The sequence below is a fragment of the Nocardia sp. NPDC004123 genome (assembly GCF_053603795.1).
On sequence record NZ_JBSGGG010000046.1, the window covers coordinates 1 to 14,636 of the forward strand.

11 protein-coding genes are annotated in these 14,636 nt (G+C 67.3%); 8 read left to right on the plus strand and 3 right to left on the minus strand.

All coding sequences use genetic code 11. The annotated features are described in order from the left end of the window. The first annotated feature begins 404 nt into the window (after positions 1 to 404). On the plus strand, positions 405 to 572 hold the full coding sequence (locus tag ACWEQQ_RS43025) for a hypothetical protein (protein WP_452352295.1): 168 nt from the start codon (positions 405 to 407) through the stop codon (positions 570 to 572). Positions 573 to 610: 38 nt separating this feature from the next. Here ACWEQQ_RS43025 and ACWEQQ_RS43030 read toward each other — a convergent pair whose 3' ends face one another. The 3 genes from ACWEQQ_RS43030 to ACWEQQ_RS43040 all read right to left on the minus strand — a co-directional run bounded on the left by ACWEQQ_RS43030 (position 611) and on the right by ACWEQQ_RS43040 (position 5,035). Next, a complete protein-coding gene (locus ACWEQQ_RS43030; protein WP_452352296.1) occupies positions 611 to 859 on the minus strand; it encodes an AraC family transcriptional regulator ligand-binding domain-containing protein in 249 nt (82 codons plus the stop codon). Beyond that, positions 860 to 4,105 (minus strand): protein kinase domain-containing protein, encoded by a 3,246-nt coding sequence (locus ACWEQQ_RS43035; RefSeq protein ID WP_452352297.1) that lies wholly within the window; start codon positions 4,103 to 4,105, stop codon positions 860 to 862. 261 nt (positions 4,106 to 4,366) lie between these two features. Beyond that, on the minus strand, positions 4,367 to 5,035 hold the full coding sequence (locus ACWEQQ_RS43040; RefSeq protein WP_452352298.1) for a TetR/AcrR family transcriptional regulator: 669 nt from the start codon (positions 5,033 to 5,035) through the stop codon (positions 4,367 to 4,369). A gap of 174 nt (positions 5,036 to 5,209) precedes the next feature. Between ACWEQQ_RS43040 and ACWEQQ_RS43045 the strand changes: the two genes are divergently transcribed. Genes ACWEQQ_RS43045 through ACWEQQ_RS43075 form a run of 7 tightly spaced genes read left to right on the plus strand, consistent with a single transcriptional unit; the run spans position 5,210 to position 14,606 of the window. Then, on the plus strand, positions 5,210 to 6,859 hold the full coding sequence (locus ACWEQQ_RS43045; protein WP_452352299.1) for an acyl-CoA carboxylase subunit beta: 1,650 nt from the start codon (positions 5,210 to 5,212) through the stop codon (positions 6,857 to 6,859). A gap of 1 nt (position 6,860) precedes the next feature. Next, a complete protein-coding gene (locus ACWEQQ_RS43050; protein ID WP_452352300.1) occupies positions 6,861 to 7,673 on the plus strand; it encodes an enoyl-CoA hydratase/isomerase family protein in 813 nt (270 codons plus the stop codon). Next, positions 7,670 to 9,607, plus strand: a complete 1,938-nt coding sequence (locus tag ACWEQQ_RS43055; RefSeq protein WP_452352301.1) for an acetyl/propionyl/methylcrotonyl-CoA carboxylase subunit alpha — start codon at positions 7,670 to 7,672, stop codon at positions 9,605 to 9,607. The genes ACWEQQ_RS43050 and ACWEQQ_RS43055 overlap by 4 nt, the downstream gene beginning before the upstream one ends. Further along, positions 9,604 to 10,752 carry an acyl-CoA dehydrogenase family protein gene (locus ACWEQQ_RS43060; protein ID WP_452352302.1) on the plus strand — a complete coding sequence of 383 codons (1,149 nt, stop codon included), beginning with the start codon at positions 9,604 to 9,606 and terminating at the stop codon, positions 10,750 to 10,752. Before ACWEQQ_RS43055 ends, ACWEQQ_RS43060 begins: the two co-directional genes overlap by 4 nt. Beyond that, complete coding sequence (locus tag ACWEQQ_RS43065; RefSeq protein ID WP_452352303.1) at positions 10,749 to 12,614, plus strand: acyclic terpene utilization AtuA family protein; 1,866 nt, start codon at positions 10,749 to 10,751, stop codon at positions 12,612 to 12,614. The genes ACWEQQ_RS43060 and ACWEQQ_RS43065 overlap by 4 nt, the downstream gene beginning before the upstream one ends. A gap of 7 nt (positions 12,615 to 12,621) precedes the next feature. Beyond that, a complete protein-coding gene (locus ACWEQQ_RS43070; protein ID WP_452352304.1) occupies positions 12,622 to 13,767 on the plus strand; it encodes an acyl-CoA dehydrogenase family protein in 1,146 nt (381 codons plus the stop codon). Continuing rightward, positions 13,764 to 14,606: an SDR family oxidoreductase gene (locus ACWEQQ_RS43075; protein WP_452352305.1), complete on the plus strand. Its 843-nt coding sequence runs from the start codon at positions 13,764 to 13,766 to the stop codon at positions 14,604 to 14,606. Before ACWEQQ_RS43070 ends, ACWEQQ_RS43075 begins: the two co-directional genes overlap by 4 nt. Positions 14,607 to 14,636: the final 30 nt, after the last annotated feature.

The following is a 14,636-nucleotide window of genomic DNA, read 5'->3' on the forward strand; positions in this document are numbered from 1 at the left end:
CTCGACAACGGCTACCCGGCCCTCCTCGCGTGGACCAACACCCGCTTCGACCGCTGACACAAAAAGGCCGGTCACCACGGTGAATGTGGTAACCGACCATTTGAGTGGACCTGGCTGGGCGTTATTCCAAACGGTCTGACCTGCACAAACTCGAAACCACCCGTGCCAAAATCGATACCGGACCCTCGTCTCCACGCCCCCGCCGACACAAGAAGCCTCCGGCGGACCGTCCTCGCGAGCCTCGCAGAATCGAGCGGCGCCTCGGCCCTGCGACGGTCGAAGAACTCCTTCACGCGTACCGCGACGGCACCTCGACCACGCAACTCGCGGCGCGCTACAGAATCTCCAAAACCGCCGTCCTCAACCTGCTCACCAACCGCAACGTTCCCCGCCGATTCCAATCGATGACCACCAACGACACCGACCACGTCGAACGGCTCTACCTCGCCGGCCATTCACTCGTCAGCTGTAGCCGCCTCACCGGCTTCCCCGCCAGCACCATCCGCGACGCACTCCGCCAACGCGGCACCCCAATGCGGGCACCCGGCGGGCGCCACCGCGCACCGCGTTAGACCCCACGAGTCGGCGTGTCGACACGCCGACTCGTGGATCAAATTTCCCGACACAGCAAGCGACCGGCAATCAACTTCCCCGGCTCAACCGATACCTCCCCCATGCCAACCACGATCGATTTCGCAGACAGCGCGAGACTTACTGCCAACAATCCGATCCCCGGAACATCTCCGACTCCGGCGACGATATTGCGCACCATGCGAAGTTCTTGTCCTGCTTGGATTTCGGCGTCAGGGTTCGCCAAGGCCGCTGGATCCACACCCGTTCCGTCCAGGATCGCGGGCAATCACGCCCCCTCGGCCGAACCCGCTGACTCCACGACCCAGGCCGCGATCTGGGCGCGGGAGGTGAAGCCGAGTTTTGTCAGGATGTGCTCGACGTGACCTTGGGCGGTGCGTTGCGAGATCACCAATTTGGTGGCGATCTGCCGGTTGGTAAGTCCTTGGGCAACCAGCTCCGCGACCTGGCGTTCGCGCTTGGTCAAGCTCGATCCGGAACTGGTCACGATCTCCGGTTTCGGTTCCTCGAGCGCGACGGCTACAGCATCACGACGACTCATCGATAAACCGCGGCGAAATTCCGTTTCGAAGCGTCGGTCACCGAGCGCACGACGCACTTCCGTCTCGCACTGGTGATGAGCATGGTCCAGCTCTGGATATACAGAAAACTCCGAGGCCGACGATTTCAGCAGCCGCTCGGCAGCCCCCATGAGAACGGCCGCCAGGCCGGGGTCGCCTTCGGCGACGGTCCAGGCGAGCCCCTCGAGATCGAGTGCTGCGACCACAGGACTGTGTGCGCTTCGATCCAGTTGTAGCGATTGCTGCAGCATGTTCTGCGCTTCGCTTCGGTGCCCTCGGTGGAGCACGGCGAGAGCCAGTCCCCACAGGGCGCCGGCTCGAAACAGGGTTTCACTGCTTCTTTCGGTGATCGCCAGCAACTCCTCGTGAGAGTTGATCGACTGTGCGATATCGCCTTCCGCCGCGCTCGCGACGCCGTACAACATCAACATCTCGACCCGCAGGCGATCCTGCCCCGCCGACTCGATCAAGTCGACGGCGCGGGTCAGGCATGAAACCGCCCGAGCGGCGTCGCCTTTGTACAACGCCACGGCCCCTTCCGCATATCCGATCAATGCCTGGTTCATCGGACTCGAGTCCTGGTCGACGATTGCGCGCGCTTGCGCGAGCAAATACTCCGCGGAGTCGGTGTCGCGTTGCAACGCCGCGGTGACGATGTTCGCATGGAGTGCCCTGAGACGCCCGGGGGCCGAAGCGGCCCGCGGATGCGCGAGGACGCGTTCGAGCCAACGCCTGCCTTCTCCTTGCATACCTCGAAAACTCCAGAACGGGAACAGCGCAGCGGCCATGCTCAGGCCGGCTTCGGCCGCCTCCACGCTGTCCTCGGACAGCGAAAATTCCAGTGCGTCCCGCACATTGGCCTGCTCACGCTCGAGTCTGCGCAGCCAACCAATCTGCCGCTCACTGATCCACTCGGACTCGGCATTCACCACCATTCGCAAAAACCAATTACGGTGGCGGCTACCGAGTTCGGCGCTTTCGCCTGTCTCTCGCAGTTGCTCTCGACCGTATTCACGTACCGTCTCGAGCATCCGGAAGCGCACTGTTCCGTCGCGCTCCTCCCGTAACACGATCGACTTGTCCACCAGCGTCGACAACGCGTCCAGGAAATCTTCCGGAGCCCAGTCCGCGCCGCAGACCTGTTCTGCGGCATCGAGTTCGAAGCCCCCTGCGAAGATCGACAGTCGAACCCAAAGTTGCTGCTCGATCGGCGTGCACAGTTGGTAGCTCCAGTCGATACACCACCGCAGCGTCTGTTGCCGTCTCGGTGCCGTCCGGATGCTGCGGGTCAACAGCGTGTAGCGGTCGGTCATCCGCTGCAGGATCTGCTCGGGTGACATGGTTCGCATCCGAGCCGCCGCCAGTTCGATCGCCAGCGGTAGACCGTCCAGCCGCGAACAGATGCCCGCGACGGCGTCCTTGTTGTCGTCGGTGATTTCGAATCCCGGCACGACGGCGGCGGCGCGTTCGGCGAACAATGTGACCGCATCGTATTTGGGAAGCCCCCGCAATCGGTGCAGGCCCTCGCCCGATGGAGCAGACAGCGGCAGCACCCGAACCACCGCTTCCCCAGCGATGTCCAAAGGTTCGCGACTGGTGACGAGGACCCGCACATTCGGACATGACGACAGCACGGCCTCCACAAGAACAGCCAATGCCTCCACGACTTGTTCGCCGTTGTCCAACACCAGCAACAAATTTCGGCCCCGGAGGAATTCGATGAGAACGTCCCGCATCGGGCGAGCCGACTCGCCTCGCAATCCCAGACCGGCGGCGACCACATCGACCAGCAGGGACGGATCGTGCACGTCGGCCAACGCGATGACCCGCACCCCGTCGCCGAACTCGGACCGGGAGTTCGATGCAGCCCGAAGCGCCAGACGCGTTTTGCCGACACCGCCGATACCTGCCAAAGTCACCAGCCGCGATACCGCCAGCAGGTTCTTCACTTCTACCGTCTCGGCACGACGGTCGATGAAACTTGTCAACTCCGGCTGTAACCCGCCGGTCCAGTCCCTTTCTCGGGCAGTATCTTTCGAAGGACGCGCGGTCGACTCGCGGTGGAAAGCCATTTCGGTGACTCGGTCCCCGCGGGCACGCTGCACGTCCTGCATCGCCTCGCCGAACTCGGTCACCGACGGTCGCCCCGCCGGGTCCGGGTTCATCGCCGACTCCACCAACGCCGCCAGGTCACCGGAGATCCCGCGGTCACGCAGATCCGGTATCGGTTGGCTGGTGATTCGTAAGAACTGCGCCACCACCTGCTCACCGCTCAGGCGTTCGTATGCGGCATGTCCGGTCAACGCGGAGAACAGCGTCGCTCCGAGTCCGTAGACATCGGCGGCCGGAGTGACCGAGTCTCCGCTCAACATCTCCGGTGCCGTAAACGCCGGCGACCCGGTCAAAACACCCGAGTCGGTCTCGAATCCCCCCGCGATCCGCGCGATACCGAAATCGGTCACCGCGGGGTCCCCGTAGTCGGTGAGCAGTATGTTGCCCGGCTTCACATCGCGATGGACGATGCCGACCCGGTGCGCGACCGCGAGCGCGCCTGCGATCTTCACCCCGATCTGCAGCACCGTCTCCACCGGCATCGGCCCCTCCCGGCGTATCCGGGCATCGAGGGAATCCAAAGGGTAGTACGGCATCACCAGATACGGCCGCCCGCTCGCCGTGACTCCCACATGCAGGACCGTGACGATGTTCGGATGCCCGGTCAACCGGCCCATGGCCTGCTGCTCACGGAAGAATCTCGCTTGATTGTCGGCATCCAACTCGGCGGTCAGCACCTTCACCGCAACTGTTCGGTCCAGCGCCACCTGCCGACACCGATACACCGCACCGAAGCCGCCGTGACCGATCTCCTCCACATCCTCGAAACCGGATGCGCTCAACTCCGCGAGCACAGGCATCTGCATGTCGCGGCGGGTCCGCTGGGGATCATCGTCGACCATCAGCGACGCTCGATTCACTAGGCGGTGCACGAACAACGTGCACAACACGCTTACCTTCCGTCTACCGCCCAGCGTATCGCCGGCATCCGCAACCGGCCCCCGATCCGAGTCGCAGTTGTTACGCACTCTCTGCCGGCCGGCATTGCGGAATCAATGTGCCACGCCTCGCTCAACGACTGCTTCAACTGAGCCTTCAGTCCACGCACCACCGCGGCATCGGTCCGCCCGATCGCAATAAGTCGTCGACGACTTGGTGGCCGATCAAGACCGTCGGTCGAGAATCCGGTCGAGTTTCTCCTCGATCCTGGCCAGGCGGTCATCGGGCGTCGGGACACTCGGCCGGACCAGTAGGTCGATGGTCTGCTGGGCCACGGTCCTGACTCGGATCTCCTTACCTGCCACCACTTCTCCGCGCGCCGTGTGCTCCAGCGTGCCGAAGAGGATGTCCCGCACCAGCGGGGTGGGCGTCTCGGAGGCGAGGCCGCCGATCTCCTTGAGCTGGTCGATCAGCTGGGTGAACAGCCTGGTGTAGCGGCGGTTGAGGGTCGTCATGGTCCGCGCGAGCTCGGAGTCCGGCTCGACCTGGGAGCGCTGGACGAACACCGAGATCAGGTCCCAGTCGGATTCGATGCGGCGTGCCCAGCCGTCGATCAGGCGGCGGAGCCTGGTGACGGGGTCACCGGACACGGCGAGTGTTTCCTCGGCCTCGGCCTGCAGCAGGTCGTAGAAGTCCTTGGTGACGGCGGTGAGCAGCCCCATCTTGTTGCGGTAGTGCAGGAACACCGTGCCCTCGACGACTCCCGCGCGGCGCGCGATCTCGGCGCTGGTGGCGGCGAACCCGAATTCCCGGAAGCAGGCGTCGGCCGCCGCCCGGATGGCGTCGCGGGTCCGCTCACCCTTGGTCTGCACATCCTGCTGAGTCTCACTCATACCGCGAAGTATGCCATGCGCCCGCGCGGCAAATCGGCCGAAGACCCACTGATACCTGAGCATTACTCACCGACCCGCTGACTGCGGCTAGGCCGGTCCACATCGATACACCGTTGACGACCTGAGCGTTGCCCACCTACAGTCGAGACACAAAAATGAGTGCTACTCAGAAAGATGGGTGATGCCGTGGCGCTGTTTCGCAGCCGGGTGAGCACAGCCGGCGAGGAGTTCCGTCGGAATCGCGCGGGCATGCTCGCACTGGTCGAGCAGATGCGCGCCCTCGAGAATCGCGCCCGGGCCGCGTCGGAGACGTCGGCAGGCCGGTTCGCCGCGCGCGGCCAGCTCCTGCCGCGGGAGCGACTGGCCCGGGTCCTCGATCCGGGCGCACCGTTTCTGGAGTTGCAGAACATGATCGGCTACGCGATGTCGGACAACGGGCAGTCCGACACCGACCGCGCGACCACGGTGCCGGGCGGCAGCCAGCTGGCGGGCATCGGCTTCGTCGCGGGCGTCCGCTGCGTCATCCTGGTCACCGACTCCGGCATCAACGCCGGCGCGTACACCGCCGCAGGTATCTCGAAAGTCTTGCGGTGCCAGGAGATTTCGACGGCGAACCGGCTGCCGTTCGTGCATCTGGTCGAGAGCGCGGGCGCCAGCATTCCGACCTACCGGGTGGAGGGCTGGGTCCGCGGCGGCGAGATGTTCGCGAATCTGACCCGGCTGTCCAGTGCGGGCATCCCGGTCATCACGGTGCTGCACGGCTCCTCGACCGCGGGTGGGGCGTACATGCCGGGGCTGTCCGATGTCGTGGTGGGCGTACAGGGCAGGGGCAGAGCGTTTCTGGCGGGTCCGCCACTGTTGAAGGCCGCCACCGGCGAGATCGCCACGGACGAGGACCTGGGTGGTGCTCGCATGCATGCCGAGGTCTCTGGGCTGGTCGAGTATCTGGCCGAGGACGACAATGACGCGATCCGGCTGGTGCGCGAGGCGGTCGCCCGCACCGGCTGGGCCGCGCGGACATCGTGTTTCGCCCCGGCGGCCTTCGCCGCCCCCGCCTACGATCCCGATGAGATCGCTGGCGTCGTGCCGCTCGACTACCGCCGCCCCTACGATGTCCGCGAGGTCGTCGCACGGCTCGCGGACGGCTCCGACCTGACCGACTTCAAGGGCCGCTACGGCGCGGCGACGGTGTGCGTCGAGGCCGAGATCCATGGCCGCCCGGTCGCATTCGTCGGCAACAACGGGCCGATCGACAATGACGGCGCGACCAAGGCGGCACACTTCATCCAGCATTGCAGCCAGGTGGGCACGCCGATCACCTATCTGCAGAACACCACCGGCTTCATGGTCGGCACGGCCTACGAGCGCGGCGGCATGATCAAGCACGGCTCGAAAATGATCCAGGCCGTGGCGAATGCGACGGCCCCGCAGTTCACCTTCATGATCGGCGCGAGCTTCGGCGCCGGGAACTACGGCATGTGCGGCCGCGGCTACGACCCCCGGTTCCTGTTCGGCTGGCCGAATGCCACCATCGGGTTGATGGGTCCCGAGCAGGCCGGCACGACCATGCGCATCGTGGCCGAGGCCGCCGCGCAACGCCGCGGGCTCACGGTGTCCGAGAAGACCTTCGCCGCGCGGGAGCAGGAGGTGAGCAACCTGATCCAATCCCAGTCCGATGCGTTCTACGCCTCCGGCCGCGGCATCGACGACGGCGTGATCGACCCCCGCGACACCCGTCGCGTCCTGGCCTTCCTCTTGGCCACCACCGACGAGGCCGCACAGCACACCACCCGGCCGGTCACCTTCGGCGTAGCGAGGATGTGAGATGACAACCGCACTTCCCGATCTCGAGGACATCGCGCTCGACGACCGCGGCGACGTCCTGTACGTCACGTTGAATCGTCCGGAGCAGCGCAATCCGCTCACCGCGGCCGCACTCGACGGCCTCAACCGCATCGCCGACTACGTACCCCGCTCCGACGCGCGTGCGGTGGTGCTGCGCGGTGCGGGCGGCGTCTTCTGTGCCGGTGGCGACTTGAAGTCGTTCCGGGACACCTTCCAGGGCGATGCCCCCGATCCCGGGCAGATCGCCGCGGTCAACCGCGGCTACGGCACCGCGCTCGCTGCGTGGGATCGGCTGCCGGTCGCGGTGATCGCCGCGGTCGAGGGGGCGGCCATGGCGGGCGGCATGGGGCTGGTGTCCATCGCCGACATCGTCATCGCCACGGCCCGGACCCGATTCGCCCTCACCGAGACCAAGCTCGGGCTCACCCCGGCACAAATCTCGCCGTTCGTCATCGCGCGCATCGGCGCGCACCATGCGCGGCGGCTCATGCTGACCTCCGCGGTGATCGATGCGGAGGAGGCCCACCGGATGACATTGGTGGACGAAATCGTCACCGACAGAGCGGAATTGGATGATGCCGTCGATCGTGCGGTGCGACAGGTTCTGCGCTGCGCGCCGGGCGCGAACGCCCTCACCAAGGAGCTCGCGCACGCAGCGTTCGACCTGCCGCGCGAGGCGCTCCTCGACCTCGCCGCGGCCCGGTTCGCCGCGACCATGCTCGGCGCTGAGGGGCGCGAGGGCGTGGCGTCCCTCCTGGCCAAGCGGGATCCGTCCTGGGCGGTGCCGCAATGAGATTCGATACGGTACTCATCGCCAACCGCGGTGAGATCGCGGTCCGTGTGATCCGCACTGCGCGGGCCCAGGGCTATCGCACCGTCGCGGTATATTCCGACGCCGACGCGGGTGCACCGCATGTGCAGGCCGCCGATATCGCGGTCCGCATCGGCCCGGGTCCGGCCCGGGAGTCCTACCTCGACGCCGACCGGCTGCTCGACGCGGCCAAAACCACCGGGGCACAGGCTGTTCACCCGGGATACGGCTTCCTCTCCGAGCGCGCCGAGTTCGCGCAGGCGTGCGCCGACGCGGGCATCGTGTTCATCGGCCCACGCCCGGACGCGATTCGCGCCATGGGCGACAAGGCGGCGTCGAAGCGGCTGATGGCCGCGGCCGGCGTGCCGATGCTGCCTGGATATCAGGGCGAGGATCAGTCCGAGGAGACGCTGCTGGCCGAGGGTGCGCGGATCGGCTGCCCGCTCATGGTGAAGGCGTCGGCGGGCGGTGGCGGCAAGGGCATGCGGCTGGTCACCGATCTCGCGGATCTCCCCGCCGCGATCGCTGCGGCGCGCCGGGAAGCGTTGTCCGCCTTCGGATCCGATGTCCTGTTGCTGGAGCGGGCGCTGCTGCGGCCCCGGCATGTGGAGATCCAGGTACTCGGTGACGAGCACGGCAATGTCATCGCGCTGGGCGAGCGGGACTGCTCGGTGCAGCGCCGCCATCAGAAAGTGGTGGAGGAATCACCCAGTCCCGCAGTGGATCCCGGACTGCGGCGGCGCATGTGCGCGTCCGCGGTCACGGCGGCGCGCAGCATCGATTACGTCGGCGCGGGCACGGTGGAATTCCTGCTCGGTGCGGACGGCGAGTTCTCGTTCCTGGAGATGAACACCCGCCTGCAGGTCGAGCATCCGGTGACCGAACTGGTGACCGGGCTCGACCTGGTCGACTGGCAGCTGCGGGTGGCGCAGGGCGAACGGCTCACCATCGGCCAGGACGAGGTGCGCGCGACCGGGCACGCCATCGAGGTGCGCCTCTACGCCGAGGACCCGGCCAACGAATATCTGCCCGCCACCGGGGAGATCGTCGCATGGCGGCCGCCCATCGGCGCGGGGGTGCGGGTCGACTCCGGCATCGCCACCGGCAGCGTGGTCGGCAGCCACTACGACCCGATGCTGGCCAAGATCATCGCCCACGGCTCCGATCGCGACGAGGCCGTCCGGAGGCTGATCGCCGCGCTCGAGCAGACCATCGTGCTGGGCCCGACCACGAACCGGAGCTTCCTCGCCGCCGTCCTGCGGCATCCGGAATTCGCCACGGGTAGGGCTACCACAGCCTTTCTCGATGAGGTCGATATCACTGCGGCCCAGTCTGTTTCGTCTCGTCATCTCGCGATCGCGGCGGCTTGGCTGCAGCGCGAACGGGAGCGTGCCGCCGAAGCGCGCTCCCCCGGGCTGTCCGGGTGGAGCAATGCCGCCGCTCGGTCAACGGTCATCAGGTTCGGCAACAACGAGATTCGGCTCGAGCGCACCGAGGACGGGTTGCGGATCACGGTCGACAGCCACACCCATCATGCTCGGCTGGGCGATCCGCTCGTCCTGGACGGCGTCGCCGTCGGTGTCAGGGGGCGGCAGCCGGAACCGGGCCATGTGCTGCTCGCACTGCCGGATCGGGATCTCGATCTGCGTGACACCCTGCTCGCCCCATCGGATGCCGGGCAGTCGGGTGGCAGTGGTGTGCTGGCCGCACCCATGCACGGCACGGTGACGGCCGTCTTCGCGGCGGTCGGCGACGAGGTCGCCGCCGGGTCGGCGCTACTGGTCCTGGAGGCCATGAAGATGGAACGTCCCGTCACCGCGGACATCTCGGGCGTGATCGCCGAGATCACCGCTGCCGGACAGCAGGTCGCCACGGACGAGGTGCTGGTCCGCATCATCGCGAAGGAGGAACAGTGAGCGATCCGTTCGAAACCGAAGAGCGACAGGCGTTGCGGGAATCGGGGCGCGGATTCGCCGCGCGCGAGATCGCCCCCCACCTCGACGACTGGGAGCGAGACGGCCTGGTGCCGCGCGAGCTCGCGAAGAAGGCGGCCGCCGCCGGGCTGCTCGGCGTCGGTTACCCGGAGGACGCAGGCGGCGAAGGCGGTTCGCTGGTCGACAGCCTGGTACTGGCCGAGGGCATGGTGGCGGGCGGGGCGTCCAGCGGTGTGCTGGCCGCGCTGTTCACCCACTCGGTGGCGGTGCCGCACATGCTCAGGCTCGGGACTCCGGATCAGATCGAACGATTCGTGAAGCCCGCGCTGCGCGGTGAGAAGATCGGCTCGCTCGGTGTCACCGAGGCCGATATCGGTTCCGATCTGGCCGCCACCCGAACCACCGCCCGCCGCGACGGCTCGGACTTCGTGGTCAACGGCAGCAAGATGTTCATCACCTCCGGCACTCGCGCGGATTTCGTGACCACCCTGGTCCGCACCGGTGCAGCGGGTCCGGGCGGGTTGTCGATTCTCGTCATCGAGTCCGGCACACCGGGATTCACGGTCTCGCGCAAGCTCGACAAACTGGGCTGGCGTTGTTCGGATACCGCCGAACTCGCCTTCCAGGACTGCCGAGTGCCGGTCGAGAACCTCGTCGGGCCGGAGAACGGCGGATTCGTGCTGCTCATGCACCAGTTGATGTCGGAGCGCCTGTCGCTGGCCATCCAGGCGTGCGCGGTGGCCCAGCGCTGCCTGGATCTGACGGTGGCGCACACGAAGTCGCGGGTCACGTTCGAGCGGCCGCTGATCAGCCGGCAGGTGGTTCAGCACAAGCTGGTCGAGATGCGCCAGCGCATCGAACTGGCCCGGACCTACGCCCACGCGATCGCGGCCCGCTACGACGCGGGCGAGCAGCTCGTCGCCGAGACCTGCCTGGCCAAGATCGCCGCGGCCGATGCCTGCTCGTATGTCGTCGACCAGGCCGCCCAACTACACGGAAGCATGGGGTTCATGCGCGAGACGGAAGTCGAACGTCATTATCGGGATGCGCGGATCTTCCGCATCGGGGGCGGTGCCAGCGAGCCGCTCGCCGACTGGGCCGCGAAGATGTTCGGGTACACCGCATGAGCGAGCGCAGCGAGCGAACAGCCGGCGCAGCCGCCGGGAAGGTCGTCACCATCGGCGGTGCGGCGGGCATGTGGGGCGACTCGTACCTCGCCACACCGCAGCTGCTGGCCGACGGGCGGTGCGACTACCTCATCTACGAGGCCCTCGCCGAGATCACCATGGCGGTGCTGACCAAGGCTCGGATGAAGGATCCCGACCAGGGGTATGCCCGCGACATCATCGCGATCATCGCCGCGAACCTGGCCGAATTCCGGTCCCGAGGTATCCGGGTGATCACCAATGCCGGTGGCATCAATCCGGAAGCCGCCGCCGCTGTGCTGTACGCGGCGGCCGCCCGGGCCGGCGTCGATGTCTCGATAGCGACGGTCACCGGCGATGACCTGATGCCCGCCCTGGATACCCTCCGCTCGTCCGAGCTTCTCGAAATGAGCAGGGGCACAGCGGTTCCGGATAATCCGGTCAGTTTCAACGCCTATCTGGGCGCGCGGCCCATCGCGGCCGCGCTGGACGCGGGCGCGGATATCGTCATCACCGGACGCTGCGCCGACAGCGCACTGGTCCTCGGCCCGCTGATCCACGAATTCGACTGGGCTGTAGATGATTTCGACCAGCTCTCGCAGGGCAGCCTGGCCGGGCACCTGCTCGAATGCGGCCCGCAGTCCACGGGCGGTCTGCTCACCGACTGGCAGTCCACGACCAGCTGGGCCACGAGCGGCTACCCGATCGCCGAGGTGACCGCCGACGGCGCCTTCACCGTCACCACGCCGGAGGGCACCGACGGACTCGTCGACCGCCGGACCGTCACCGAGCAGATGGTGTACGAGATCGGCGACCCGGCCGCCTATCTGCTGCCGGATGTCGTGTGCGACTGGACGCAGGTGCGGGTCGAGGAGACCGGCCCGAATCGGGTCCGGGTGAGCGGCGCGCGCGGACTGCGCCCGACCCCGACGCTGAAGGCCTGCGCCCAGGTGCCCGACGGGTCCCGCGCCCAGATCCTCATCTTCCTCGGCGGCCGCGATGCCGTGCCCAAGGCCCGCCGGGTCGCCGCCGACCTGCTGACCCGCGGCCGGAAGTTGTTGTCCGCGCGAGGTTTCGCGGACTTCCGGGCCGAGCACATCGATATCATCGGGGCCGAGGACACCTACGGCCCGCACGCCGCCCGGCCCACCGCACGCGAGGTCATGATCCGCGTCGCTGTCCACCACGACGACCCCGCCGCCCTCAGCGCGTTCATTCGCGAATTCCCCTGCATGGGACTGTCCGGGCCGCCCGGCATGGGCGGTGGCGGCGCGCTGCCGAAGCCGTCGCCGGTGCTGCGCCTCGACAGCTTCCTCGTGCCCCGCGACACCGTGACCGCGTCCGTCCTGATCGATGGCCGGTCGATCGATCCGCGCGACGTCCCGGTCGGGCGGTGCCGCGCCATCGACCGGCCGCAGGGAACCGATGTGCCGGAAGCAACCCCGGACGGCTGGGAGAACTCCGTATTCGATGGGGAGACCGTCGAGGTCCCGTTGATCGCGATCGCCCACGGGCGCAGCGGCGACAAGGGCGCCGACGTGAATATCGGCATCATCGCCCGGGATCCGGCACTCGAGCCGCTCATTCACCGCCAGGTCACCGCCGCCCGCGTCGCGCAGTGGCTGGCGCATTTCGGCGCAGCCCGGGTGGAGCGGTACGCCCTGCCCGGCATCCACGGCGTCAATTTCCTGCTGCGCCGAGGGCTCGGCGCGGGCGGGACGCTCTCCCTGCGGGTGGACCCGCAGGGCAAGGCGGCCGCGCAGCAGCTGCTGGATATGCCGGTGCACATTCCCGCGGCGCAGTTTCTCCAATTGGCTTCTGCCGATCTCACTTCGAACGAATAGGTGACCTATGCCTGTCTTCACTCCTGAGCACGACCAGTTCCGCAACTCCGTCCGCCGATTCGTCGAGCAGCGGATCAACCCGCACATCGACGAGTGGGAAGCGGCGGGCATCATGCCGCTGCACGAATTGATCTCCGAGATGGCGAAATTGGGCTTCGTCGGTCTGGACTACGATCCCGCATACGGGGGCCAGGGCGCCGACCACCTGTTCACACTGGTGCTCGCCGAGGAGCTGGGCCGCGTCGAGAACGGTTCGTTCCCCATGGCATTCGGCGTGCACAACGCGATGGCCACCCCGTCACTGCACAAGTACGGCACCCGCGAACTCAAGCAGGCGTACCTGGCGCCGGCCATGCGCGGCGAGATGATCGCGGCCGTCGCCATCACCGAACCGGACGCCGGTTCCGACGTGGCGGGACTGCGCACCCACGCCCGCCGCGACGGCGGCGACTGGATCATCAACGGTTCGAAGATCTTCATCACCAACGCCGTTCAGGCCGACTGGTTGTGTGTGCTGGTCCGCACCTCCGACGAGGGCGGCTACCGCGGCATGAGCCAGATCATCGTGCCGACGAACACCCCCGGCTTCACGGTGGCCAAGAAACTGGACAAGCTCGGCATGCGCGCATCCGACACCGGGGTGCTGTCCTTCGACGACGTGCGCGTCCCGGTCTCCAACACCATCGGCTCCATCGGCCGCGGCTTCCAGCAGCAGATGGAGCAGTTCGTCATGGAGCGCATGTGGGGCTGCTACTCGGTGCCGACCACGATGACGATCGCCCTCGAACGCACCCGCGACTACGCCAAGCAGCGCAAAATATTCGGGCAGCCGCTCAGCTCCCAGCAGTATCTCGCCTACCAGTACGCCGAATTCGCGACCCGGGTCGACATGCTGCGCGTCTACAACCATGCCATCGCCGAGCAGTTCATGGACGGCGGCAACGTCACCCGCATGGCGACCATCGCCAAACTCGAGGCGGGCCGCCTGTCCCGCCAGGTCGCCGACTGGTGTGTCCAGGTGCACGGCGGCATCGGCTACATCGAGGAAACCTGGACCGCCCGCTTCTTCCGCGACAGCCGGCTGCTGTCCATCGGCGGCGGCGCCGACGAGGTGATGATGCGCGTGCTGTCGAGCATGGACGGCTTCGCGTGACTTCCCGGATCTTCGCCCCAGAGGTCCTGGCCGGTCAGGTCTGCGTCGTGACCGGCGCGGGCACCGGACTGGGCCGCGCCGCAGCGCTCGAACTGGCGCGCTGCGGCGCCACCGTCGTGGTGTGCGGCCGCCGCCCCGAACCGATCATCGACACCGCCGCCGCCATCGCCGCACTCGGCGCCACAGCCGCCGCATACCCCCTCGACATCCGCGACGAGTACGCCGTGGACGACTTCTTCGACACGGTCGTCGAACGCCACGGCCGCGTCGACACCCTGGTCAACAATGCCGGCGGCCAATTCATGTGCCCCGCGGAACGCATCACCCCCAAGGGTTTCCGCACCGTCCTCGACCTGAACATCATGGGCACCTGGCTGATGACCCACGCCGCCGCCACGAAAGCCATGATCCCCCAAACCCGCGGCAAGATCCTCAACGTCACCCTATCCCCCCACCACGGCTTCCCGGGCCTGGCCCACTCCGCCGCCGCCCGCGCCGCGGTAGAAAACCTGACCCGCACCCTGTCGGTCGAATGGGCCCGCTTCGGAATACGCCTGTGCGCCGTGGCCACCGGCCACATGAACACCAGCGCCCTCCGCGGCAAATACCCACCCGGCGTAACAGAAGCCGCCCTCACCACCATCCCCCTCGGCCGCTACGGCACCGAATCCGAATTCGCCTGGCTCATAACCTATCTCGCCTCCCCCGCTGGCGACTACCTCTCCGGCACCGTCCTCACCCTCGACGGCGCCCGCGACAACCTCGCCCACCCCTGGCCCCCACCAGGTTTCACCGAGATCGCCGACATGGTGGAAAAGCGCGGACCCCGTACCTACTGACTCGAACAGGCTCGCGGTGGAGTCAGTTCA